Source organism: Bacillus sp. 22475 (genome assembly GCF_052044835.1).
Taxonomy (GTDB): domain Bacteria; phylum Bacillota; class Bacilli; order Bacillales; family Bacillaceae_G; genus Bacillus_A; species Bacillus_A cereus.
On the sequence record NZ_JBQENW010000002.1, the window covers coordinates 106126 to 131468 of the forward strand.

Consider the following 25343-nt stretch of genomic DNA (forward strand, 5'->3'; position numbering starts at 1 on the left):
TTTCTCATCCCCTTTGTTCTAATAAATCATTTACCATCTTTCGGAACTCTTTATTAAAGTCATCATCCATACTATTTTTCACATTTGAAAATAACATAACAAAAATTCCTTTTTCTTTATTAAAATTATTGAAAGTGTTCCAACCAGATAATACACCATGATTATGAAAATAATCTGGATATATATAAAAACTAAATGCATATTTCCGTTCTGCTGAAGGCGAAAACATTGCTTGTATACTTTGTTCAGAAAGAAGTTTTCCATTTATAATTGCTTCGTCTAACTTCTTCATATCACCAACTGTCGTATACATCTCACCACAACCATATAGCCAATCCATGCCTAACTTCTGCGCTGGTACAAGCTCTTGATTTTTTTTCACATAACCCTTTGTAAAATTTTTATCTCCAGGTACCATATTTCCCATACCGGATTCATGCATATCTGCTTTTACAAATATGTTTTCTTTTATGTAATCTCCTAAAGGTTTTTTCGAGATATGTTCTATTATATAAGCAAGAACCATATAATTATAATCTGTATATCTCCAACCTGTTCCTGCAGGAAATTCTAAATTTTGACGTCCAATCCAATTAATTAACTGTAAACGGGAAGCAGCATTCACATTTCCTTTCGCATGTTCAGGTAAACCAGAGGTATGGGTTAATAAATGATATAGCGTAATATTTTTATTCTCCGGAAATGAAGGAATATATTTATTTACATTATCTTGAATATTCAATTTACCTTGTTCTTGCAACTGTAAAATAGATGTGGCAACAACTGTTTTCGTAATAGAACCAATACGATATTTTGTTTGAGGCGTATTTTCTATTTTATTTTGAACATCAGCATACCCATATCCTTTATTCAATATAACACGCTCTTTATCCGTTACCAAAACTGTTCCATTAAATTGCTTTCCGACTAAATATTGATCTAATTTTTGAGATATGCTAGCATAATCAATTTGTTGCTCTTCTTTTTCTTCTATATTCCCTTGTACTTCTGATTCAATAGTAGGATTCACTTTAGTTGTTAATACAGTGTTTTCCTTTATATTGGGGCTAACAAGAAAATAGTATACTCCGCCGCCAACTATAGCAGACAGTGAAGCCATCACCATTACTTTTTTTATCATATTGATCCTCCATAATTCCTTCGCTAAAAATTGTCCCCCTATTCTATTATCAAACAATAAAAAAAAATCGCAACAATTTGTTGCGAAAAATTACATTTTTTCTTTTCTATACACACATACTTGATTCTTCCCATTTTTTTTCGCTTCATATAATGCAATGTCCGCTCGTTGCATTAATTCTTCTCTTGTAGTTCCTTGTTCATATAACGCAACTCCAAAGCTAGCTGTTAGCTTCGAAATTCCAGTGAATTGCTTTGTTTCAATGAAGAATCGTAATGACTCCGCAACCTGAAATGCTTCCTTTTCTACTGTATTTGTCACTAATATAATGAATTCTTCTCCTCCCCATCTTGCAAATACATGTTGTTGCTCCACTTTAGATTTCATAAGCTCTGCAAGTTGTATTAATGCCAAATCACCAAAATCATGACCATATGTGTCATTAACCGTTTTAAAATTATCTATATCAAATAAAATGATAGCTATTTTCTCATCACTACGTATTACCTTTTCCCACTCTACCTCTAGTATTTGTTGAAACTTTAAACGATTATAAATCTCTGTCAATGAATCTACCATAGCAAGTCTTTCTTGCTCTTGATAGATTTCATCTAATTCTGTAATTTCCGTGCACTTTACAATAAATCTTGATAAATCTTCTGGCAATGGTGTCGCACGTAATAAAAAAGTGGATACTATCCCTTCATAATTTAGCATCTTAATTCTTCTACCACTTGATAAAGTATCGTCTAACCATGTTATATCATGCGTCGTCGAATAGTATCCACTTTCTCTAATAAAATGTTCAGCAAATACTAAATGTTGCTCACGATAGGCAAACAGATTTTCATATCCAAAAAAAGCTAAAAAATTTGTATTACAATCAACAATCTCATCATCTTCTACTATAAATAATAGATCATTTTGAAAATCAAACATCGTTTGAAGCAATTCCTGCTGCAAACCGACTTGCCTTACTAAAGAAAGTTGATACAAACTCTTATTCACTTCCTCTAACACTGCTTGCGGAGTTACAGGAGCTATTACAATATTACGTATTCCTAATGCAAGTACATCTGTGAATTCTTTTGTTATTTGTTGATCCCAAATTACAATGAATGTACTGTGCGGAGTATACATATTCTTTATATATTTTATTTGAGAATAATCTGTTACATACGTAATGATAATGTGTGGTTTCGTTCTTTGAAATAATAGTTCGCCCTCTTCAAAACTATTTGCTATAAACATACATTTTGGATGGATATTTCCTACCGTTTGTTGATGCTTACATCCATTTTCTATATAAAGGACATTTAACTGCAGATCTTGTAACACATTTTGGAAAACCGTATTCTCTAATAAAAAATGTAGTATGTTCATCACTAGTCTTCACTCACTTCATATATCTTGTTCTACTGAATTCCTCACAAACTTTTTTAAAAGACTGTTCTCCAATAAACTTTAATTTGTGAGAGATACATATTAACAAGCTAATTGAGAATGTTATCTTCGCTTTTCACTCTATAAATTCCTTTTTTAGTGTATGATTGTAGGAATTGTATCGTTTGTATGAATGCCCTAGCTTATTTTTAAAACTTGACAATTAAAATAAAGATATTATATTCTTAAATTCGATAACTTACAAAATGTAAGTAGTGTATATTATTTTTTTGAAAATAATTCGATATACAATTTGGAGGATATACAATGACAAACGACAACTTTTTTAACGTTCTATATGAACGCACATCTACACGTGCATTCAACCCAAATAAAGAAATCTCATCTACAGAATTACATGAGATTTTAAAAGCCGCAGCACAAGCACCTTCCGCTTGGAACTTGCAACACTGGAAATTCCTTGTTTTTCAAGGTGAAGATGTACAAAAACGATTACACCCAATAGCTTATAACCAACAACAAATTCTTGATGCTTCTGCAGTAGTCGCTATTTTAGGTGATTTAGAAGCTTATAAAAATGTTGAGCCAGTATATGGTCCAATTGTAGAACAAGGATTTATGAAAGAAGAAGCAAAAGAACGCTTAGCTAAAAATATTGAATCTGCATATGCTCGTGAACAATTCCCAAGAGATGCTGCCTTTTCAAATGCATCTTTAGCAGCAATGCAACTTATGCTTGCAGCTAAAGCAACTGGTTGGGATACTTGTGCTATTGGTGGCTTCAATCCACAAGCACTGACAGACGAATTTAACGTTTCATCTCGTTACGTTCCAATTATGCTTATTACAATTGGTGAATCAACTTTAAAAGGACACCCTGCACCTCGTATGAGCGTAGAGCAAGTGAGTGAGTGGGCAAAATAATAAAAAACGAAGGTAACTACATTGCCTTCGTTTTTTTATTCCTTGTCATACTTTTGTAATATTACTACAAATCATTCGACATTTATACTTATGGAAAAGTATATTCTATTCCCTTGTCATAAATAAACTTGACGTTTTGTGTCGAATTTTGTTTAGGTATTGAAATATACCCGTGTGTTTTTGTTACAATTATGATACAATGATAACAAATAGATAACAAGAGAGGGATTTTCATTGAGTTCATACGGAAGCTTTATCGCACTTTTATGTTACATAGTAACTGTACTGCTTCTATATTTTATTGGTGATGCCGCAAACATCTCCATTTTACAATTCCCAAAAGAAGAAGCGTTCCAATTAGAATCAGAAAAACATACTGCACGATCCATTGTACCACTACTCCTAGCTCTTCCTGTATATATCATCGTTTTATATAAAAGTAAAAAAGTGTAAAGGCTACCCATTTCATTTATTTCGGTGGTTTTTACATTTTTTTGTTATATTTCCCCTATTTTAAACATCATTCCATACTAAACACCCAGCTAGTCATTTAAAATGAGAAAATCCCCTAGAAAAAATTCCACTCTCTGTCCAGTCACTAACTACCGAACTTACATAGATTATAAGTGTGAAGGGGGTGATGAGGATTATGTTTGGATCATTTGGATGCTGTGATAACTTTAGAGACTGTCATCATCATGAAAGAGAGTGCAGACATCATGAGAAAGAGAAAGAGAGAGAAGTAGTTAGACCACAACAACCAGCTGTATGTAACGTACTTGCTAGCATTTCAGTTGGAACAGAGCTTTCTCTTTTAAGCATTAGAGGTAATGGCACTTTCAACAATGTAATTTTTGAAGGTTTCGCTAACGGTGTTGCTCTTTTCTCTGCTTTAGCTCGTAATAACAAAGACAACAAAGATAACAATAAAGACGATAAGAACAATCAAAACCGAAATACTTTTACTGGTATTTTACGTGTATGCCCAACTGATATCGTTGCAATCGCTATCTAATTCTGTTCCTTATCCTCTATAGTAAGAAAATAAGATTTACTTTTCTCATAGAAAAAACCTGAGACCGATTTCAAATCGGCTCAGGTTTTTTTATTGTTTATATGCTTTTAACTAGTTCAACAACTTCTTCAGCAGTTGACATTGTTAATGCTTTTTCTGCCAATGTTTCCATTTCTGCTTTTGACAACTTGCTTAGTTGTGTTCTTGCAGGAAGAATAGATGTTGCACTCATACTGAACTCATCTAAACCTAATCCTAATAGTAATGGGATAGCAAGTGAATCTCCTGCCATCTCACCGCACATACCAGCCCATTTGCCTTCTTTATGAGCAGCATCGATAACCATTTTTACAAGACGTAAAATAGATGGGTTATATGGTTGGTATAAGTATGATACTTGTTCGTTCATACGGTCTGCAGCCATTGTGTATTGGATTAAATCATTTGTTCCGATAGAGAAGAAGTCAACTTCTTTCGCGAATTGATCTGCTAATACAGCTGAAGCTGGGATTTCAACCATCATACCAACTTCAATAGAATCAGAAACAGTTGTACCCGCTTCTACAAGTTTCGCTTTCTCTTCTAATAAAATTGCTTTTGCTTGACGGAACTCATCAAGAGTTGCAATCATTGGGAACATAATTTTTAAGTTACCGTATACGCTAGCACGAAGTAATGCACGAAGTTGTGTACGGAACACATCTTGCTCATCAAGACATAAGCGAATTGCACGGTATCCTAAGAATGGGTTCATTTCTTTTGGTAAATGTAAGTATGGAAGCTCTTTATCTCCACCGATGTCAAGTGTACGAACAACGACTGGTTGACCTTCTTTTACACCTTCAAGAACTGCTTTATACGCTTCGAACTGCTCTTCTTCTGTTGGAAGATTGTCACGACCCATGTATAAGAATTCTGTACGGTATAAGCCAACGCCTTCTCCGCCATTATCGATAATACCTTGTACATCATTTGGTGTTCCGATATTTGCAACAAGCTCAACGTGATGTCCATCACTTGTTACAGTAGCTTGGTCTTTTAATTTTGCCCATTCAGTTTTTTGCTCTTCAAATTTCGCTTTCTTTTCTTCAAACGAACGAAGAGTTTCTTCTGATGGGTTTACAATTACTTCTCCATCTAAACCGTCAATGATAACGATATCGCCGTTTTGGATTTTCTCCATAACAACTTTCGTACCAACAACAGCTGGAATTTCCATAGAACGAGCCATAATTGCAGAGTGAGATGTACGTCCACCGATATCAGTAGTGAAACCTTTTGCATACTTACGGTTTAACTGAGCTGTATCAGATGGTGTTAAATCTTCAGCAATAATGATTACCTCTTCAGAAATTGTACCAGGATTTGAGAAGTTAATTCCTAGTAAATGTGCAAGAACGCGTTTTGTTACGTCACGAATGTCCGCAGCACGTTCTTTCATATATTCGTTATCCATGTTTTCAAACATAGAAATAAACATTGATGCAACTTCATCCATTGCAAATTCAGCATTTACTTTTTCGCTATTTACTTTATCTTTTACTGGGTTTACTAGTTCTGGATCATTTAACACTAATAAATGTGCTTCAAAGATCGCAGCTTTGTCAGCACCTAGCTCAGCAAATGCGTGGTCCTTAATAGCTTCTAATTCAGTTTTTGCTTTCTCAAGCGCAGCGTCTAAGCGTGCAATTTCTGCAGCTTCGTTTGTAATTGATTTCTTTTCGATGTTAAATTCAGGATTTTCAAGTCTGAAAGCCTTTGCAATAGCAATCCCACTTGATGCAGCGATCCCTTGAATGTTAAGAGTCATTATTCTCCTAATCCTTCGTTTTTCATAGTTTCTTCGATAGCTGCTAGTGCTTGAGCTGCATCATCACCATTTGCAGTGATTTTAATTTCTGCGTTTTGTTGAATGCCTAAAGACATAACGCCCATGATTGATTTTAAGTTAACGTTCTTTCCGTTATACTCTAAGTTAATGTCAGAACCGAATTTGCTTGCAGTGTTTACAAGTAGAGTTGCTGGACGAGCATGAATTCCTGAGTCGCTAGTTACTTTAAAGATTTTTTCCATGATTATTTATCTCCTTTAAATTACAGTTTTTTTTAGTTGTATAGACGTGAGTACTACATCATCTATTGTATATAATAGGCGATGTTCGGTCAACCACATCGCCTATTATAATTATAAACATTTTGCGTCAAATTCCTACTGAATGTCAATAATAGCGGTTTCGCCCTTCTTAACATTTCCATCTTTTTTCAATTCGACTTGTTGCCCTTGTTGTAAGTTTGTAAATACAATTGGTGTAATGATAGATGGCGCATTTTCTTTTACAAATGCAAGATCTACTTTTAATAATGGTTGGCCTTGCTTCACTTTATCACCTTGTGCTACAAGTGCCTCGAATCCTTCACCATTTAATTTTACAGTATCAATACCAAAGTGGATTAAAATTTCTTTTCCGCCTTCAGATTGAATACCAATCGCATGTTTTGTAGGGAATACATTGACAATTTCACCGTTAACTGGAGAAACTACTGTTCCTTCAGTTGGCTCAATTGCAAATCCGTCTCCCATCATTTTTCCTGAGAATACTTGGTCAGGCACTTCTGTAATTGGTAAGATTTTCCCTTCAATTGGTGATACAATTGTTTCATTTTCATCAACTTTTTGAGGAGTTTCTTCCACTTTTACAGGTTCTTCTTTTTCAACATGGGGTGTACGACCTGACATTATATCATGAATTTGTGATTTTAATGTGTCAGATTTCGGTCCGAAAATAGCTTGAATGTTATTTCCAACTTCAAGTACACCAGCTGCTCCAAGTTCTTTTAAGCGGTCTTTGTTTACATTCTTTTGTTCGTTAACTTGAACACGTAAACGAGTAATACAAGCATCTAAAGAAGCAATGTTTTCTTTACCACCAAGTGCTACTAATACTTCACGAGGAAGTTCGCCTGCTTCTGTTTTTCCTGCACCGTCATTCGCATTTGCCTCTTCACGACCAGGTGTTTTTAGATTCCATTTACGGATTGCAAAGCGGAATCCGAAGTAGTAAATAACTGCTAGTACAAGACCAACAATAATTACCCACCACCATGCTGTACGGCCTGGTAGTACACCGAATAATAGGAAGTCAATTAAACCACCAGAGAATGTCATACCAATTTTAACACCTAAAATTTGCATTGTCATAAATGATAGACCAGCAAATACAGCGTGAATTCCGAATAATACTGGCGCTACGAATAAGAATGAAAATTCAAGTGGCTCTGTAATACCTGTTAAGAAAGATGTTAATGCTGCAGAACCTAAAATACCTGCTGCTAATTTTTTATTTTCTGGACGTGCTTCATGGTACATTGCTAAAGCTGCTGCTGGAAGACCGAACATCATGAACGGATACTTACCAGTTGTAAATGTACCTGCTGTTAATTCTACACCGTCTTTTAACTGTGCCATAAAGATTTTTTGGTCACCACGGATTAATTCGCCAGCTGCATTTGTATACTGACCGAATTCGAACCAGAACGGTGAATAGAAAATGTGATGTAGTCCAAATGGAATTAATGAACGTTCAATTAAACCGAATATAAATGCTGCGATTGTTCTATTTGCATCAATCATTTGATGTGAGAACGTGTTTAAGCCACCTTGAATGTATGGCCAAACGAAGCACATGATAATACCTACTATTAAAGAGAATGTTGCAGTTGCGATCGGTACGAAACGCTTACCTGCAAAGAAACCTAAGTATGATGGTAATTCAATGTTGAAGTATTTATTATAGCAATATGCCGCTACTATACCGACGATAATACCACCAAATACCCCTGTTTGTAGCGTTGGAATACCTAATACGTTTGCATACGCTGGATCTGCAAATCCAATTTTTACTGGGTCTGCTCCAGAACTTGTTACTTTCACTAGCTTATCTACTTCTAAGAACACACTCATCGTTTTGTTCATAATTAAGTAGCCGACGAATGCTGCTAAACCAGCTACTCCGTCTCCACCAGCTAAACCAATTGCTACCCCAACTGCGAATAATAATGCAAGGTTAGCGAAAATAATATCACCAGATTGTTCCATAATTTTTGCAACCATTACGAACCAATCTGCTTTTAAAGCAGGAATAACATTTGTTAACTGTGGATTTTGAAATGCATTACCAAATCCAAGTAAAATACCTGCCGCCGGTAAAATCGCTACTGGAAGCATTAACGCTTTTCCGACTTTTTGAAGAACACCAAAGATCTTCTTAAACATGGAAACCCTTCCTCTCTTATCTATATTGATACCTTCCGACAAACGCCAAAAAGACATGAGGAAAAAAAGATAGAACGATAGCTATACAAAGGGTAGTATATCCCTTTCTCTAGCTTACATTCCTTACTTTTCTCCACTCATGCCTGATCGAATCAGTAACACGTGTCAAAAATAGGTTTACGTATAAGTTCACTATAATTAAGGCAAACGTTTTCGTTACTCACTTTAATGTGTTTGTCGAAATTTGTATAACTTTGCAATAGTTATTATACATAACTATTGTAAGCGATTCAATCATTTTTTTTAACGTTTTCATTTTAGACAAAAATATATGACTTATTACACATGCTCTGCCTTTACTAAGCGTTGCAAGTGCATCGTTAAATAAATACTTTCAGCTTCATATACAGGTAGTTGCAACTCTTTTTGCATGACCTTAACTAGCTTCCAAGCTACGTTATAGCAAACTGGATACTCCGCCTTTAATAAATCAGCAAAACTTTGCGATTCTTCTACTTTTTCTCCTTTTTTCACCCTCTCAATAGCATATTGAAGATGACGAATAAGGCGTAAATAATGAATGCTCTCTTGATCTAATGTAATTTCTAAGTTTGTCTCAATTAAAGATACAAGTTGTGCAATGAGACGGGAGTTTTGATTAACTGAAGATAAATCAGAATTTGTAAGCGAACTGTAAATGTGAAGTGCAATAAAACCACTTTCTCCTTCTGGCAATGTAATTTGCAAACGAGAATTTAAAAGTTCTACAACACCTTCCGCAATTTCATATTCCTCTGGATAGAGCATTTTTGTTTCAACTAAAAAAGGATTATCAATTGTAAGTCCTTGTTTTAACCTTTTAATTGCAAATGAAATATGATCTGTTAACGCAATATGAATATGTTCATTTAGTGGAGATTTCGCTTTTTCTTGAATGTACAGCATAATATCGTTCATCAATTCAATTAATTTTTCACTAACATGCGGCACTAATAATTTATATTGTTCACGATCACGTTCATTTTTTAAGATAAACATTTTTTCGATTTGTTCTTGCTCCAATACATCTTTCGCTTTTTTCCCAAATCCAATTCCTTTACCAATCACTACTACTTCCTCGTGTTCAGGATGGCTAGCAATGATGACATTATTATTTAAAACTTTTTTAATTTCTAGATAATTATTCATATAACACCACCCTCGTACTTAAATAGCCTACTTTTATGTTACAGAATATTCTTCTTTGTCGTCAATGTAAAACATCTGCCATTTAATAAAAATTCATTTTTTAGACATGTTTATATATGATGCGTATAATGTAAGAGCAACTGTACATAGAAAGGAGATAACAGCATGATTAAAATGTTTGTAAGTGATATCGATGGTACAATGATGCAACACGGAGGTCTTATTGATGAACAAGATGTTGCGGCACTACGCAGCCTCGCCGAGCAAAATGTTATTCTTTGCTTCGCTTCCGGAAGACTTGATAATGAAATTGCAGACTTAATGAAAGCTGTAAATACAAATTTTCATCGTATTAGTGTAAATGGTGTTTTTGTATATACACATGAAAATAAACAACTATTATCTGCAACTTTTGATTCCAGCATACTTCCCGATTTGTTAGCTATGACGAATGAAAATCCTTATTTCCGTTATGTAAGTGATGAGCATAATTATTACATTGAAGAGAAAACACCTTTTATTCAAGAACTTGAACAACAAGTAACTATGACTTCTGTTGAAGAACCAAACTTACTACAGAAGATTGATGATACAATTTTCCCAAATAAAATTTCTGTCGGTGGAACAAAGGAGAGCTTGCAACTCCTTCAGAAAAAAATTGATGAAAAATTCCATGGGAAAGTTAGTACTTTCATCTCAGCAGAACAATGTTTAGATGTAATGCCACCGAATGTTAGTAAAGGCTCTGCCATTTCTGTTTTATTAAATGAGTTTCAAATAAAACCTGAGGAAATTGCTTGTATAGGGGATTCTTACAATGATATTCCTATGTTTTCTTTAACTCCTCACAGTTTTGCTATGTCGCAAGCAGATGATGCAGTAAAAAAACACGCTCACTATGTAGTAAATCACGTCAAAGATGCTGTTAACCACGTAATTGCTCATAATAAAAATACGACTCATTCCTTATAAGGATGAGTCGTATTTTTATTTCTTTACATGTTATCCATTTTCATTTCCACTGTACTTCACAAACTGAAATATACTATTTGTTACGTGCAATATTCGTAATAAATTTATAACGATCTCCACGATAAATACATTTCACGTACTCTAGCGGTATCTCACCTTCTGAATATGACCATTGACGCATTACAAGTACAGGCGCCTTTTTAGGAATATGCAGATGTTCAGCTTCATTTTCCGTTGCAACAGAAGCTTCAATTGACTGAGTAGCGCTAACAAGTTTAAAGCCCAGTTTTTTCTCTAAATGTTCATATAAAGATTGTTGCAATATCTCTTCGTTAATATCTTTTACAAGAGCTGGCGACAAATATGTCGTCTCAAAAGCAATCGGTTCATCATCAGCTAAGCGAATACGCCTCACTTCATAAACCGATTCCCCCTCCTGTATTCTCAACCGGTCTGCTATTTTAGCAGTAGCTGGAACTAGGCGGAAACTAAGTAATTGACTACTTGGGTTCATCCCACGAGAAATCATGTCTTCTGTGAATCCCGTCATCCCTTGCAATTTTTGTTCCACTTTCGGAAGTTGGACAAATGTTCCAATTCCACGCTTCCGATATAAATAGCCTTGTTCCACTAAATTATTAATCGCCTGTCTGATTGTCATACGACTCACTTCGAACTTATCACAAAGTTCATTCTCAGATGGGATTTTATCTCCCGGCTTCCATTCGCCGTCCTCAATTAGCTGTTTCACCCACTCTTGAATCTGATAATAGATCGGAAATGGTGAATACTTGTCGATGTTCATCAGCAATCGCCTCACTGCATAAAGATAGAGCTTCTTGGTCTGCGATTACGGTTACATTCGGATGACGTTGTAAAACTGTAGCCGGACACTCTTCACTATATTCACCTTGCAATAATTCTTTAACAGCTTCTGCCTTTTTAGCACCCATAGCTACAAGTAGAACTTGTTTCGCTTTCATAATGCTTCCAATTCCCATTGTAATCGCATGAGTTGGCACATCTTCTTCTTTTTCGAAGAAGCGAAGGTTTGCTTGGCGTGTAGATTCTGTTAATTCAACAATGTTCGTTGGAGAATTAAACGGTGTTCCTGGCTCGTTAAATCCGATGTGACCGTTTTCACCGATTCCAAGAATCTGTAGGTCAACTGGGTTAGCAGCTAGAATGCCCTCGTAACGTTTGCACTCTTCCTCTAAATCACTTGCCATCCCGTTTGGTACATAAGTTTGTTTAAATGGAAGATGATCAAACAACTGTTCTTGCATGAAATAGTGATAGCTGTTTTTATCTTCATGTGGTAAATTTACGTACTCATCTAAGTTTACAGTGGTTACACGGCTTGTATCAAGTTTATTTTTTCGCATTTCTGCATAAATACCTAATGGAGAGCTTCCTGTAGCCATTCCTAATGTTGGATTTTCTTTTGTTTTTACAACTTCTTCAATTAATTTATAACCTGCTTCTGCTAGTTCTTCTGGAGTTTTTACAACAAGAATATTCATTTAATTACTTCCCTTCCTTCATATGAATTCCTAAACGAACCGTATCATATACTTGTAAATCTTCATTCATCACAACAAAGTCTGCATCTTTTCCTACCGCTAATGCACCTTTATTATTTAATCCAAACTCTTCTGCTTGGTTAACTGATGTCATCAGTACTGCATCTTCGATTGAACAACCTGTAAATTCAATTACATTTCGGAAAGCTTGATCCATTTTTAGAATACTACCAGCTAACGTTCCATCTTCTAATCGAGCACTACCATCTTTTACATGTACCGGCTGTCCGCCAAGCTCATATAATCCATCTTCAAGACCTTTTGCGCGCATTGCGTCAGTAATAACACTTACTTTTTTCGGTCCTTTTAACTTATATGCTAATTTCACCATATCAGGGTGAATATGAATACCATCTGTAATCACTTCAACCATTACATCTGGATTTAATAACACATGACCAACAACTCCTGGTTCACGGTGATGTAATCCACGCATTTGATTGTATAAATGTGTCGCATGTGTAATCTTTCTATTTTTTAGTTGCGCATCAATTGCATCTGTATGCCCCATTGTGCCAACTACACCAGTTTCAGCAAGATATTGTTCAAACTCTAATGCTCCCTCTTCTTCTGGCGCATATGTTACTAATTTAATTAAATTCCCACTTGCTTCTTGCCATTGTTTAAATTGCTCAATATTTGCAGGAACGATATGTTCAAGTGGTTGTGCACCTGCACGTTTCTTTGAAACATAAGGTCCTTCTAAGTGAATATATTCGAAATGTGCTCCTTTTTCTTTTGCTTCTTTCGCAGCGGTTAGCGCTGCTTCAATTGCCTCTGGAGCTTGTGTCATTGTTGTTGGAAAGTAAGTTGTAACCCCTTCTTTTAACATTTCTTTACCTAGAGTTACTAACCCATCGCTATTTGCATCCATCGCATCAATATCGTATCCACCATGAATATGAACATCGATCATACCTGGAATTACAATCTTCCCTGTAGCATCAAAAACAGTTTCATTTTCTTGTGGTACATATTGAGCCATCAAACCAATTTCTTTAATGGTTTCTGCGTAACGGATAAATCCGTTTTCCACTATTTCTTGACCTGTGTAAATTTTGGCATTGATGACAATTTGCGTTTTCATTTTCATCGATCCTTTCCCATGAAATACCTACTTGTTATTATTACCTTATTCGCCTAGTTCCATCTTAATATATGCACGAGTAGTTGTCTATACATTCTAATGAAATTTCCTTTTTATTCAACAAAAAAGGAAATTTCTTACGTCCTTTATAATTATAATATATATTATTCATTTTTCCAAAAAGGGACAGTATCCACCCCTAATATAGAAATCACTTCAACAATGGCATTAACCCGCTAGACTCTAACATAACATGTTCACCATCTGTTTCTATTTCTACTGTACGTTTATTCGTTCTATATACCATTATACCGTGCCTTTTTAAGCGTTTTACTACACTTTGGTGAGGATGTCCATACGGATTACTACTCCCGTAAGACAGAATAGCAAACTGCGGTTCCACTTTTTTTATAAACGTTTCACTGGTTGAAGTATACGAGCCGTGATGCCCCACTTTTAAAACATCTGCATGTACATCAAATTGTTTTAATATTTCATGTTCTGTCCGTACATCCGCGTCACCCATTAATAAAAAATCCGCTTTTCCATATCGCACCTTTAAAACAATTGAGGATTCATTATTTTCATCTTTTGATTTCCCATTGTTTAATACTTGTATAGAAACATGTGGATCCAGCGGTATATATTGCCCTTCCTTTACCGAAACGAAAGGTATCCCTCTTTTTTTAATATTATTCCGATATGTATGATAAGTAAGAGAACTATATGTTTTTCCGCTATCTAATATAAGCGATACCGGCATTTGCTCTACAATTGGAATTAGCCCCCCTATATGATCCATATCGGGATGGGTACTGACAATTACATCTAAATGATTAATCCCTTTCTCAATTAATTTCTGAATAATAACCTCTCCAGCTTCATAAGGTCCTCCATCAATTAACATTGTTTGTCCGTTTGGCATTATGATAAGTGTTGCATCACCTTGCCCCACTTTTAAAAAGCTCACTTTCATTTTACTAAGATGTTGCCGATGCATATGTAAAGGAGACGTAGTATGAATAGACATCATATACCTTTTAGCTGATGCGCTATTTAAAGAAAAACATAATAAAACAGAAACTAATAATAAAATAATCCGCATACCTTTCATAACTCGTCTCCTTTTTTCATTTAGTATGGCACTGTAAATAATTGATATACAAAAAAAGCTTAGCAAAATGCTAAGCTTTTATTTCGATATCTCTTGTAAGGAACCGAAGAATAAATCCGCTTCATTCATTTGTTCATTCTCTTCAGAAAGCGGCGGTAAATCATCTAATGTTTTCAATCCAAATGTGTCCAAAAATTCTTTTGTTGTTCCGTATAAAATAGGACGCCCTGGTCCTTCTGCTCTTCCCATTTCTTTTATAAGTAAATGTGAAACCAACGTTTGTAACGCCTTATCGGTTTTAACTCCTCTAATCTCTTCCATTTCAGTCCTTGTGATTGGTTGACGATATGCAACAATCGCTAACGTTTCAAGGGCAGCTTGTGAGAGCGAAGCAGCTGTTGGTGTATCTATTAATTTTTGATAATATGAAGCATGTTCTTTCTTTGTAGCAAAACGATATACTTTTGCATACTGTACAATTTGCAAACCACGGTTTGCACCTTCACATTCTTGTTGCATTTCTTCTAAAATATTAATTACTTCATTCATTTCAATTTCAAGAACTTTCGCTATTTGTTCTGGATAAATCCCTTCATCACCAGAAACAAATAAAAGGCCTTCAATAATTGACTTTTGTTCTTTCCTATCCATTTCACGAGCTCCTTCCTTCTATTTTCCCATAAAAATACACATCAAAAAACCGAATCACAATCAATGCGTTCGGTTCAATATTTTTTCTCTTGCTCCAAACGATACATTAAAACATAGCATGAGATAAAGTGTTTCTATCCCAATTTCATATACTTGCTCTATGCAGATTTATTAGAGCTTGATACGAAAATTTCATCAAAATTATGTTCTTGCTCAATTATGATTTGTTGATTTTTCATAAGTTCCAGAACTGCTAAAAATGTCACAACCATTATTTCACGTTCATCATCAACAAACAAATCATGAAAACTTTGGCGACCACCCTTTATTTTTAATTGCTTTAAAATATCAGTCATTCGCTGTTCAATTGGTATTTCTTGACGAGTAATACGTGTTGTTACAGGTTTTTTTGCCTTTTTACGGCGCATTAATTTTTGAAATGCCGCTAGCATATCATATAACGTAACATCAAGAGGCAAGCTTGTCTCTTCTTCTTGTTGCAACGATGTAAAGTCAATTGGTGGACGTGTATATAGCTGTGCTCTTTCTTGTTCTCTTTCTTTTAACTCAGTAGCAACTTGCTTATATTTCTTATATTCAATTAACCTCTCCATCAATTCTTGACGAGGATCATCTATAAAATCATCACCGTTATCAAGTACATCTTCTTCATGTTTCGGCAACAACATTTTACTTTTAATTTGTAATAACGTTGCGGCCATTACTAAATACTCACTTGCAACATCTAATTGCAGTTCTTTCATCGTATGCACATAAGATAAATATTGCTCTGTAATATCTGCTACAGGAATATTATATATATCAATTTCATAACGATGTATTAAATGTAACAATAGATCTAAAGGCCCTTCAAAAGCCTCTACTTTAAAATTATATTGCACAAAGCATCCCACCACATTTTTTCTATAACAACATAAGTATAGAGCATACTCATGTTCTATCCAACCTTTTTAAGAAATTTAATTAAAAATAGACCGATGCCTATGTCATCATGCCCACCACTTCATATGATAACAGTGTAGTAAGAACAATGTAGGAGGTCAAAAAACTATGGGTCACGTTGATTGTGGTTTTAGCGGTGGGTTCGCATTACTTGTTGTACTGTTTATTTTGCTAATTATTGTAGGAGCAGCTTGCTTCTGCTAATATGAACAATAACGGCTAGGGGGAAATCTCCTAGTCGTTTATTGTTCATATTTCTATGATACACTTATATGTATAACCGTTAGATAGGGGCGAGAAAACATGTATCCTACCGAATACATACAATTTTTAATTCATTTCCAAGGAGATTACGACTATTTTGAATGCCACGAAATACTAGAAGAGTACTGGAAGACAAAACCAAGAGGAAATCGTGATCATTACTTAGTTGGTCTCATTCAAATTGCCGTTTCTTTATACCACCAAAGACGTGCTAACTGGAATGGTTCCACAAAAATGATGAAAAGCGCAATCACAATTTTAGAAAAAAGCGGTGTGTCTTTACAACGTTTAGGAATTAATCAAGTACAACTTCTTTCCTTGCTCAATGAAAGATTGCAATCTATCCATAAAAAAGAACGTTTTGTACCTTTATTTTTACCCTTATCAGATCCATTGTTAGAGAAGCAGTGCATAGAGTTATGCAAAAAACAAAACCTCTCTTGGAAAGACTTGAATGCTATTCCAAGTGAATATATTATACACAAGCACACTTTGCGTGATCGCACAGAGGTCATTACTGAACGAAACGAACAATTACAAAAAAGAAAGCAGAGATAATAAACTACTTATCCCTGCTTTCACGAATGTATATTTTGTTCTAGCCCTTTACATTTTTCGCAAAAACTTGCTGTTTGCTCATTTCCGCAAATTGTAAACTCAAGAAATTTACTCTTTAACTCTTGAACCATCTTCGTTCCAATCCCCACATGACGGTGAGACGGATTTACACTTAAATGCTGAATTTCTAATACTTGATTCTCTTTTTTTACAATCCCCATTATTCCAACAAAATCTTCATTTTCTTTCCACAAATACAATTGCCAATCATCTTTTGCTTCATATTCTTTCATTGTCAATTGTAATGTTTTCACATCTTTTTCAGTTGGCATAAACGAAAGAAGCCCCATTGCAATTTTTTCATAACTTTTTTTAAAACGAATTAACATAACCCTTATCCCTTCTCACAAAAGTTACAAACTAGTAATCCCCTCAATCACTCTTTTCATATCACATTCATTTTACAATATTTTCTACAGAGTGAGAAGAGTCTAAAACAACTTGATAATCATACAAAGCGAAAAGAAGAAAGTCAAATCTATGTTTCAGCACTATTCCTTTAATAAATAGAGTGAAAAAAAGAAAATTTTATATAGAATGAAAAGAAACATATCATTCAACATCACTTCATTCATAGTTACCCGAAAGCAGCACAATTCTAGCAAAATTAATATAACAAAAAATATTTGTTGAAACATATAATGTAATGTATTCTATGTAATTTGTTAAAGGTTTGTTCTCACAAGCAATATATTTTAGCAACAATACTACTTGTATGATGAGCTATAGAAGAAGTACTCAATCTCATTAAAAATAAAAAAGAGAGCAAAAGCTCTCTTTTTCCTTACCTTATTCTTCCCAAACTTTAACTTCTTTCATTACATCGCCTTGACGCATTTTTAATACTGTTTCAATACCGCTTGTTGCTTTACCAAATACAGTATGAACGCCATCTAAATGTGGCTGTGGCTCATGAACAACAAAGAATTGGCTACCGCCTGTGTTACGGCCAGCGTGAGCCATAGAAAGTGAGCCTACAAGGTGTTTATGAGGGTTTCCATCAGTTTCACATGGAATAGAGTAACCTGGACCACCAGCACCTGTACCTGTTGGGTCTCCACCTTGGCTTACGAAGCCAGGAATAACACGGTGGAATGTAACACCGTCATAAAATCCTTGCTCTGCTAATTTTTTAAAGTTTTCTACTGTTTTTGGCGCTTCTTCTGGGAAAAATTCCAATTCGATTTTTTCACCGTTTTCCATTAATATATATCCTAAAGTTTTCATATGTATATGTCTCCTTTCAACTATCTCAGCACTATATTACCACATTCATGACTAGAAACAAAAAGAATCCGACAATCTAGATACTTCTTTTTTGAAATGTGGAAAAAGCTAGGTGACAAATAAGAAATATATACTATAATAACTTTGTTGCCCGAAAATTTTAGAAAGAGAAAGGGAGCGATTTTTCGTGAAAACGAAATTATTAGCTCTGCTATTAGCTGTAACGGTATTTATAATGCCAACAGCTTCATTTGCAGACATCATCGAGGGAGAATCAATTGTTACACTAGGAGAGAACTTATCCGAACAACAAAAACAAGATTTGTTAAAAGAAATGAAAGCACCGAAAGATGCTACAATTATTACTGTATCTAATGCGGAAGAACATAAATTTCTAGAAGGCATTGTTCCAAAAGCACAAATTGGTACGAGAGCAATTTCTTCTTCTATGATTACATACACAAAACCAGGATCTGGTCTTATTGTACGATCAAAGAACATTAACTGGGTAACAGATGCAATGTACACTAACGCTTTGATTACAGCAGGTGTAAAAGATGCAGAAATTCAAATTACTGCACCTTTTAAAGTTTCAGGAACTGCAGCTTTAACTGGATTAATGAAAGCATATGAAACTGCGTCCAATAAACCAATTCCGGAAGAAGTTAAAAAAGTAGCGAATGAAGAAATGGTACAAACAGCCCAGCTTGGTGATAAAATTGGTGAAGAAAAAGCAGTTCAACTTGTTGCAAAAATTAAAGAAGAAATTGCAAAAGAACAGCCAAAAACAACAGAAGATTTACGTTCATTAATTAAAAAAATTGCTGATCAACTCGGCATTACATTAACAGATGAACAGTTAGATAACCTAGTAGCGTTATTTGATAAAATGAAGAATCTTAATATCGATTGGAATCAAGTTGGTAGTCAATTAAACAAAGCAAAAGAACACGTTTCTGCCTTTTTAGGATCTGAAGAAGGACAAAGTTTTCTAGATAAAGTGAAAGATTTCTTCTCAAGTATCATTGATTTTGTTAAATCTTTATTCAAGTAAAAAAGAAGCCCGCCAGTGACGGGCTTCTTTTTTATACAAGTAACGGTAATTTCATAACAGCCTCTTCAACCGAACGCACTATATGATTTGCTTTCTCCTTTACATATGGATGGGCATGATGAAGAGTAAATGAATGCGGGGTTACTTCAAACATAGAAATATCATTGAAAGAATCTCCAATACAAGCAACTTCATTTGCTTCAATTTGCAAATGGTCCATTAGTCGCTTTAGAGCACTCCCCTTACTCACGCCTCTTGGCATAATATCAACATAGCGTTTACCTGATATAAAAACTTCCGCTTCGCCTTGAAACGTATCTCGTAGCTCTTGATCTAACGTCACAATTTTCTCTTCTTCTCCAAAAACAAACAATTTTGCAGGGTGTACAGTCTTACCAAACTCTTCTTCTAACGCTTCAATTTCGGCGATATGCACGCCCATATACGTTTCAAAATTATGGTGATGTTCATTTTTCCTTTTTGTATATCGTTGCTCATTTGCACAAACAATATCCGCTAGTCCTTTTTTATGTATATATCGATATATTTCCTGGGCAACCGTATTTTCAAAACTCGATTCATGAAATAAATTCCCATCTGGAAGTAACATTGTCGCTCCATTTAAGCCAGTTGTGTAATATGGGAATGAAAACCTTTTTACAACTTCATCAATTCTGTGTGTAAAGCGTCCAGAGGCAAAACAAATATTTGTCCCTTTCTCAGCTAACCAACACAGCGCACGTTCATCTTCTTTTTGCATATGGTTCACATCGTAAACGAGCGTGTCATCTAAATCACTTACAAATAATTTAATCATGTCCTCTTCCCCTTCCATACACAATATCTACTCTAAGTGTACACAAAAAATGTTTGATTTTTGTTAAAAAATAATAAATTTTTGCTAAAAAAATAAACGGGTGTATAATCCCGTTTATTTTTGTCTTTTTACATTTTGAGGTCTTACAATACTTGGTCGTACTTTTAAACTAGACATCGTTGGACGGAGTAAAATTTTTGTTAACGCGCCCCAATCAAATGGTAAAAACGGCCATAAATAAGGTGTTTGTAAACTTTTTATAGACGTTAAAAATAAAATTAATATCGTCATACCAATTACAAATCCCATCTCATGGAAGAGACCTGTTAAAATAATAACAAACAATTTCCCAACCTTATTCCCTAATCCTAATTCATAACTCGGTGTTGCATATGCACCAATCATCGAAACCGCTACATACAAAATTACTTCTGGCACAAACAAACCTACATCAATTGCAATTTGACCAATTAATATGGCGGAAATCAACCCTGCTGCAGACGATAATGGGGTTGGAGTATGAATAGCAGCCATCCTTAAAAACTCAAGTCCGACCTCTGCCATTAACACCTGTAATAGGATTGGTAAATGCGTCATCTTAGTCGGTCCAATAAAAGCAAGATTTGCTGGTAAAAGAGTTGGATCAAATACAAACACTAACCAAAATGGTAATAAAAATAACGAGAATATAACACCTAAAAAGCGCACCCAGCGTAAAAATGTACCGACAGCTGGATTTTGTCTAAACTCTTCTGCATGCTGTAAATGGTGAAAATATGTTGTCGGTGTAATCATAGCACTTGGCGATGTGTCAACAAGTACTAACACATGTCCTTCTAGTAGATGATTTGCTGCTACATCTGGCCTTTCTGTGTATCGAATAAGCGGGAATGGGTTATAGCTTTGCTTTACAACAAATTCTTCTACTGTTTTATCCGCCATCGTAATTCCATCTACATCGATGTTATTTAATTCTTGTTTTATAATCTTTACTAAATCTGGATTTGCAACATCTTGAACGTATGTAATACAAATATCCGTTTGTGATCTATCTCCTACTCGAACCATTTCATTTCGAAGTCGTGGATCTCGAATTCTCCTACGAATTAACGCTGTATTTACAACGATATTTTCAACAAATCCATCCCTCGCACCGCGTACTACCTTTTCGGTATCTGGTTCTGTCGGTGTTCGCCCTGGATAACTACGAACATCGATCGCGAACGCTTCCGTTTCACCTTCCACAAATATCACAATGAGCCCTGATAATACTTGGAGCATTACCTCATCCATCGTTTTCACTTTGCTTACTTGTTGATGGATTAAGCGATTCTCTAAAAGCTTCACTGTATCTTCTTCTACATCCCTCATCTCATTTGTATCCACCGCTTCTTCTAAAATAGGGATAATATAATTTGTATCACAAAGTCCGTTTACAAATAACACACCGATTTCTTTATTCAAAATTTGAAATTTACGAATGCCAACATCGTATGTAACGCCTAGTCCAACTGTCTGCTTTAAATAATTTTCATTATCACTTATGAAAGTTGATATAGGGATATCCACTTTTTTAGTCTTCGTCATAAAAACCACTCCTTTCCAAAATTAATTGAATCGCTTTTCTAGTAATAGGTGATCCCCTCTCACATTCATCATTCCCGCACATCTTACCAATGTCACCGACTCCAACGATGACAGGAACATTCAAGTCATCTAAACAATAAATTGTATCTCCGCTAATTCTGCCAATTTCACCATCTGGAAGTCCAAATTTATCAACACCGTATTCGGTTAAATTTCCGTTCCGATCTACACTTACATCTACACGTGCCCATTCCCAATGATGCGTATTAGACGCTACCGCTAAAATACCGAGCACATCAATTTGTTTATGGGTAGCTACATATTTTAAAGCCTTTTCACCAGATCCTTCTCCAATAAATCCACTGTCATCAAACATGACAAATACAGGGTCATATGGCGTTTGCATAATAAGCTCAACAACTTTTTTCCCTGTCAATTTGGTTGGATTACTTTGTGATGCTGAAATACACCTTCCTCCAAATTCCTTTGTTAAAAGCTCAATTGTCCGCTTTGCATATTCATCTCCATCTGTGACCAAAACAACCCTTCGTCTCATTTGATTTATCCTTTCGGTTTACATATAAGTGCTATAAAAAACGAAAACAATATCGCTGCGGAAATGCCCGCAGACGTTAAACTAAACATGCCAATACCAATTCCTAAATATCCATGTTTTTCTGCTGCATGCATTGCTCCGTGCAATAGTGAATGTCCAAAACTTGTAATAGGGACTGTTGCTCCAGCACCTGCAAACTTTATTAGTTTATCGTACAATCCAAATCCATCTAAAATTGCTCCGATGACTACAAAAGTTGCCATTAAATGAGCTGGTGTTAACTTTGCGAAATCTAACAATAGTTGCCCAATTACACAAATAGCTCCACCTACAAGAAATGCATATATAAAATCCACAATTCACTCTCCTTTAACTCTCTCAAATACGACACCATGTGCAATTGTTGGAATCGTTTCTTTCTGTTGCATCATTATCGGGCTTAATAATGCGCCAGTGGCAACGACAAAAATTCGTTGTAAATTCCCTTTTTGCATCTCGTGTAATAAATGGCCATATGTGACAACTGCTGAACAAGCGCAACCACTACCACCTGCAAACACTTCTTCTTGACTTGATTCATAAATCATTAATCCGCAATCATTGTATATATGTCCAAGATCGTAACCTTCCTCAAGTAAAAGTTGTTTTGCAATCGGTGTCCCAACAGCTGATAAATCACCCGTAACAATCAAATCATAGTCATCGGCACTTCTTCTTAAATCTTCAAAATGCTGTTGAATTGTATGAGCTGCTGCTGGGGCCATCGCTGCCCCCATATCCAAAGGATTTGTGATTCCTAAATCTTGCACTTTTCCGATTGTAGCCGCCGTAATTTTAATTGCACTTTTTTCATTACTAATTAATATAGATCCTGCACCAGTCACAGTTGAATTTGCTGTCCCTGGTTTTTGCCCACCGTACTCTGTTGGATAGCGAAATTGTCTTTCAGCCGTTGCATTATGACTACTTACTGTAGCTAAGACACGATTTGCAAATCCACCGTCTATAAAAGCTGATCCAACTGCTAAAGTCTCCATAGACGTCGCACAGGCGCTAAACATTCCTAAAAAAGGAATGCCCCACTTACGCGCAACATAATTTGCTGTCACTGTTTGATTTAATAAATCTCCCGCTAAAAAGAAATCAATTTGCGATGTTTTTATATTCCCTTTTTGCACTGCTTGTTGAATTGAGTCTGACATTAATCTTCGTTCGGCGAGCTCCCAATTTTCCTCTCCACAATGCAAGTCATCATATGAAATATCAAAATCTTTTCCAAGAGGGCCCTCAGCTTCTTTCGGACCGACAGCAGTACCCGTTGCATTCACATATATATCGTTTTGAAATACCCACGTTTGTTTTCCGGTCAACCTCATACTAGCCCCTCCTTTAAGACATAAAAATTTTAAAGGTATACCTTATTAACCCAATGATATATGCACCAACAACCCCAAATACAATCACACTTCCTGCCAGTTTAAACATATTTGTCGCAATCCCTAGAACAATCCCTTCACTCTTATGTTCTAAGGCAGCGCTCGCCATAGAATTTGCAAATCCTGTTACCGGTACCGCTGATCCTGCTCCAGCAAATTGACCGATTTTATCATATACACCACATCCTGTTAAAATCGCGGATAATAAAACAAGCGTTGCAACAGTTGGGTTTCCTGCCTCTTGTTCACTGAAGTGAAAATAATGTATATAAAATTTCATCAATACTTCTCCAACTGTACAAATGAGTCCACCTACAAGAAATGCTTTGATACAATTTAGTAAATAGTTTGGCTTTGGATGATACTCCTTCACTTTATTTATGTAATCATCCTTCAATTTCTGACTTGTCATTTATATACTGCCTCCTACTTTACGAAATAAATCCAGTGAAACAACGATCCTATTACTTTCCCAAGCACAAGAGCAACGAGTAAAACAATAATCTTCCCCTCTACCCCTACTCGTTTCGCTAAAATAGGTAGAACATTTAACACCTCTGTTAATGCCGCAGCGAGCATTCCAATGAACGTACCACAAAATAGCCCTAATATAACGAGCCAATATTGCGACGTTTGAAGTGTAATGTTTTTCAAACTGCACCAAGCCCCTGTTAAAGTACCTGCAATGACTGCCCACTCAAAATATTGAATATGCTTTCCACTTCTCGTTAATTGAGCTAAACGGGGGATTATACCAAGTACAGCTAAAAATGCGACATATCCGCTACCTACCGCTATCCCTCCAGCTAAACCAATTAAAATAACAAACCCAGACTCAATCATCGGCAAGTTGTTTCATATTATCCTTGTTTTCATTAACGATTACATACTGATCAAGTGACTGTTGGTATTGAAACATCTCAACTTCTAACGGACTCGGCTCTTCATTAATTCGTTTTTGAAATACATGATTAAAGAATAGAACCATCCCTAAACCAAGACCTAAAGAATAAGGAATTTGAAATAAAAGTGGTTGTGCATTAAATTCTCCAGTAATCATGTAATATAACCGTTGATGTACTTGTTGCATACTTACATCCTCATGGAAATAAATGATTGCAAGAGCTGCTCCAATAAAAAGTAATAACCATACAAGTCCAAAGAAAACTGGGTGCACTTTCTTTTTTTCATAAATAATTTCAACAAGAGTTTGTCCAGAACCGAGTAAATTAATTTGTATATGAGCCGCTTTTCGCCTAATGATCTCAATTATCTTCATAACATCAATTACAACATGCGTCTTATCGTGTGCTGTTATTTTGTAAACAATCTCATTTTGTAACGCTTCAACTACGAAAGCATCTCCAGCAAGCTGAGCAACATCACCTAGCTTCACTTCATACGAAGGAGAAACTTTTAAACGATTGCGCATTTTAATATAAATCGTTTGTTCCAACTTTCATTCACCCC

General features: G+C 35.4%; 29 protein-coding genes. 7 read left to right on the forward strand and 22 right to left on the reverse strand.

The features are described 5' to 3' along the window. Positions 1-4: 4 nt before the first annotated feature. Together ACTJJY_RS03815 and ACTJJY_RS03820 are read right to left on the reverse strand one after the other, a co-directional pair. Entirely contained in the window at positions 5-1141 is a 1137-nt protein-coding gene (locus ACTJJY_RS03815; RefSeq protein WP_000592902.1) for a serine hydrolase, read from the reverse strand. A gap of 90 nt (positions 1142-1231) precedes the next feature. Continuing rightward, positions 1232-2524: a GGDEF domain-containing protein gene (locus tag ACTJJY_RS03820; RefSeq protein WP_440605042.1), complete on the reverse strand. Its 1293-nt coding sequence runs from the start codon at positions 2522-2524 to the stop codon at positions 1232-1234. Positions 2525-2851: 327 nt separating this feature from the next. On the opposite strand from ACTJJY_RS03820, the gene ACTJJY_RS03825 reads away from it, so the two are divergent. The 3 genes from ACTJJY_RS03825 (at position 2852) to ACTJJY_RS03835 (ending at position 4484) form a co-directional block, all read left to right on the forward strand. Continuing rightward, on the forward strand, positions 2852-3469 hold the full coding sequence (locus tag ACTJJY_RS03825) for a nitroreductase family protein (protein ID WP_000180387.1): 618 nt from the start codon (positions 2852-2854) through the stop codon (positions 3467-3469). A gap of 234 nt (positions 3470-3703) precedes the next feature. Beyond that, positions 3704-3922, forward strand: coding sequence for a hypothetical protein (locus ACTJJY_RS03830; RefSeq protein ID WP_000100485.1), 219 nt, complete (start codon positions 3704-3706; stop codon positions 3920-3922). A 196-nt stretch (positions 3923-4118) separates the two neighbouring features. Further along, the gene (locus ACTJJY_RS03835) at positions 4119-4484 is read left to right on the forward strand and encodes a DUF3915 domain-containing protein (RefSeq protein WP_023522951.1); all 366 of its coding nucleotides are present in this window, start codon (positions 4119-4121) and stop codon (positions 4482-4484) included. Positions 4485-4581: 97 nt separating this feature from the next. On the opposite strand, the gene ptsP is transcribed toward ACTJJY_RS03835, so the two are convergent. The 4 genes from ptsP to glcT all read right to left on the reverse strand — a co-directional run bounded on the left by ptsP (position 4582) and on the right by glcT (position 9944). Then, the gene (gene ptsP, locus ACTJJY_RS03840) at positions 4582-6294 is read right to left on the reverse strand and encodes a phosphoenolpyruvate--protein phosphotransferase (RefSeq protein ID WP_000174217.1); all 1713 of its coding nucleotides are present in this window, start codon (positions 6292-6294) and stop codon (positions 4582-4584) included. Further along, entirely contained in the window at positions 6294-6557 is a 264-nt protein-coding gene (gene ptsH, locus ACTJJY_RS03845) for a phosphocarrier protein HPr (RefSeq protein ID WP_000411080.1), read from the reverse strand. Before ptsH ends, ptsP begins: the two co-directional genes overlap by 1 nt. A 135-nt stretch (positions 6558-6692) precedes the next feature. After that, positions 6693-8756: a PTS glucose transporter subunit IIABC gene (ptsG, locus tag ACTJJY_RS03850; protein WP_061659903.1), complete on the reverse strand. Its 2064-nt coding sequence runs from the start codon at positions 8754-8756 to the stop codon at positions 6693-6695. A gap of 339 nt (positions 8757-9095) precedes the next feature. Next, a complete protein-coding gene (gene glcT / locus ACTJJY_RS03855; RefSeq protein WP_440605043.1) occupies positions 9096-9944 on the reverse strand; it encodes a glucose PTS transporter transcription antiterminator GlcT in 849 nt (282 codons plus the stop codon). A gap of 165 nt (positions 9945-10109) precedes the next feature. Here glcT and ACTJJY_RS03860 point away from each other — a divergent pair, with 165 nt between their 5' ends. Further along, entirely contained in the window at positions 10110-10916 is an 807-nt protein-coding gene (locus ACTJJY_RS03860; protein ID WP_000594250.1) for a Cof-type HAD-IIB family hydrolase, read from the forward strand. A 73-nt stretch (positions 10917-10989) separates the two neighbouring features. On the opposite strand, the gene ACTJJY_RS03865 is transcribed toward ACTJJY_RS03860, so the two are convergent. The 6 genes from ACTJJY_RS03865 to scpA all read right to left on the reverse strand — a co-directional run bounded on the left by ACTJJY_RS03865 (position 10990) and on the right by scpA (position 16253). Then, positions 10990-11721, reverse strand: a complete 732-nt coding sequence (locus ACTJJY_RS03865; RefSeq protein ID WP_014894892.1) for a GntR family transcriptional regulator — start codon at positions 11719-11721, stop codon at positions 10990-10992. Continuing rightward, positions 11651-12439, reverse strand: coding sequence for a glucosamine-6-phosphate deaminase (gene nagB, locus ACTJJY_RS03870; protein WP_016077280.1), 789 nt, complete (start codon positions 12437-12439; stop codon positions 11651-11653). The genes ACTJJY_RS03865 and nagB overlap by 71 nt, the downstream gene beginning before the upstream one ends. Before the next feature lie 4 nt (positions 12440-12443). After that, positions 12444-13586, reverse strand: a complete 1143-nt coding sequence (gene nagA, locus ACTJJY_RS03875; RefSeq protein ID WP_063549368.1) for an N-acetylglucosamine-6-phosphate deacetylase — start codon at positions 13584-13586, stop codon at positions 12444-12446. Positions 13587-13797: 211 nt separating this feature from the next. Then, a complete protein-coding gene (locus tag ACTJJY_RS03880; RefSeq protein WP_440605044.1) occupies positions 13798-14700 on the reverse strand; it encodes a ComEC/Rec2 family competence protein in 903 nt (300 codons plus the stop codon). 78 nt (positions 14701-14778) lie between these two features. Next, positions 14779-15351 (reverse strand): segregation/condensation protein ScpB, encoded by a 573-nt coding sequence (scpB, locus tag ACTJJY_RS03885; RefSeq protein WP_000375171.1) that lies wholly within the window; start codon positions 15349-15351, stop codon positions 14779-14781. 158 nt (positions 15352-15509) lie between these two features. Then, on the reverse strand, positions 15510-16253 hold the full coding sequence (gene scpA, locus ACTJJY_RS03890; protein WP_001199751.1) for a segregation/condensation protein A: 744 nt from the start codon (positions 16251-16253) through the stop codon (positions 15510-15512). A 169-nt stretch (positions 16254-16422) separates the two neighbouring features. Here scpA and ACTJJY_RS03895 point away from each other — a divergent pair, with 169 nt between their 5' ends. Next, a complete protein-coding gene (locus tag ACTJJY_RS03895) occupies positions 16423-16518 on the forward strand; it encodes a YjcZ family sporulation protein (RefSeq protein WP_000510194.1) in 96 nt (31 codons plus the stop codon). A gap of 99 nt (positions 16519-16617) precedes the next feature. Further along, positions 16618-17136, forward strand: coding sequence for a DUF309 domain-containing protein (locus tag ACTJJY_RS03900; RefSeq protein ID WP_000283610.1), 519 nt, complete (start codon positions 16618-16620; stop codon positions 17134-17136). A gap of 20 nt (positions 17137-17156) precedes the next feature. Here the strand turns inward: ACTJJY_RS03900 and ribT are convergent, their stop codons facing one another. Both ribT and ACTJJY_RS03910 read right to left on the reverse strand, forming a co-directional pair. Then, positions 17157-17525 carry a GNAT family N-acetyltransferase RibT gene (gene ribT / locus ACTJJY_RS03905; protein ID WP_000908401.1) on the reverse strand — a complete coding sequence of 123 codons (369 nt, stop codon included), beginning with the start codon at positions 17523-17525 and terminating at the stop codon, positions 17157-17159. 460 nt (positions 17526-17985) lie between these two features. Then, entirely contained in the window at positions 17986-18423 is a 438-nt protein-coding gene (locus ACTJJY_RS03910) for a peptidylprolyl isomerase (protein ID WP_000853788.1), read from the reverse strand. A gap of 187 nt (positions 18424-18610) precedes the next feature. Here ACTJJY_RS03910 and ACTJJY_RS03915 point away from each other — a divergent pair, with 187 nt between their 5' ends. Continuing rightward, the gene (locus ACTJJY_RS03915; RefSeq protein WP_000850506.1) at positions 18611-19477 is read left to right on the forward strand and encodes a DUF1002 domain-containing protein; all 867 of its coding nucleotides are present in this window, start codon (positions 18611-18613) and stop codon (positions 19475-19477) included. 31 nt (positions 19478-19508) lie between these two features. On the opposite strand, the gene ACTJJY_RS03920 is transcribed toward ACTJJY_RS03915, so the two are convergent. From ACTJJY_RS03920 to ACTJJY_RS03955, 8 genes are all read right to left on the reverse strand, one after another. Next, positions 19509-20312: a Cof-type HAD-IIB family hydrolase gene (locus ACTJJY_RS03920; protein ID WP_063548562.1), complete on the reverse strand. Its 804-nt coding sequence runs from the start codon at positions 20310-20312 to the stop codon at positions 19509-19511. 96 nt (positions 20313-20408) lie between these two features. After that, on the reverse strand, positions 20409-21881 hold the full coding sequence (spoVAF, locus tag ACTJJY_RS03925; RefSeq protein ID WP_440605045.1) for a spore germination protein SpoVAF: 1473 nt from the start codon (positions 21879-21881) through the stop codon (positions 20409-20411). Next, positions 21868-22437 (reverse strand): stage V sporulation protein AE, encoded by a 570-nt coding sequence (locus ACTJJY_RS03930; RefSeq protein ID WP_440605046.1) that lies wholly within the window; start codon positions 22435-22437, stop codon positions 21868-21870. The genes spoVAF and ACTJJY_RS03930 overlap by 14 nt, the downstream gene beginning before the upstream one ends. Positions 22438-22442: 5 nt before the next feature. After that, positions 22443-22793 carry a stage V sporulation protein AE gene (gene spoVAE / locus ACTJJY_RS03935; RefSeq protein ID WP_000345907.1) on the reverse strand — a complete coding sequence of 117 codons (351 nt, stop codon included), beginning with the start codon at positions 22791-22793 and terminating at the stop codon, positions 22443-22445. A 3-nt stretch (positions 22794-22796) separates the two neighbouring features. Further along, positions 22797-23813, reverse strand: coding sequence for a stage V sporulation protein AD (spoVAD, locus tag ACTJJY_RS03940; RefSeq protein WP_001241138.1), 1017 nt, complete (start codon positions 23811-23813; stop codon positions 22797-22799). Positions 23814-23826: 13 nt separating this feature from the next. Continuing rightward, the gene (gene spoVAC / locus ACTJJY_RS03945; protein ID WP_000203808.1) at positions 23827-24285 is read right to left on the reverse strand and encodes a stage V sporulation protein AC; all 459 of its coding nucleotides are present in this window, start codon (positions 24283-24285) and stop codon (positions 23827-23829) included. A gap of 14 nt (positions 24286-24299) precedes the next feature. Beyond that, positions 24300-24716: a stage V sporulation protein SpoVAB gene (spoVAB, locus tag ACTJJY_RS03950; protein ID WP_000572941.1), complete on the reverse strand. Its 417-nt coding sequence runs from the start codon at positions 24714-24716 to the stop codon at positions 24300-24302. Beyond that, entirely contained in the window at positions 24709-25329 is a 621-nt protein-coding gene (locus ACTJJY_RS03955; RefSeq protein ID WP_098841881.1) for a stage V sporulation protein AA, read from the reverse strand. Before ACTJJY_RS03955 ends, spoVAB begins: the two co-directional genes overlap by 8 nt. Between the last annotated feature and the right edge of the window lie 14 nt (positions 25330-25343).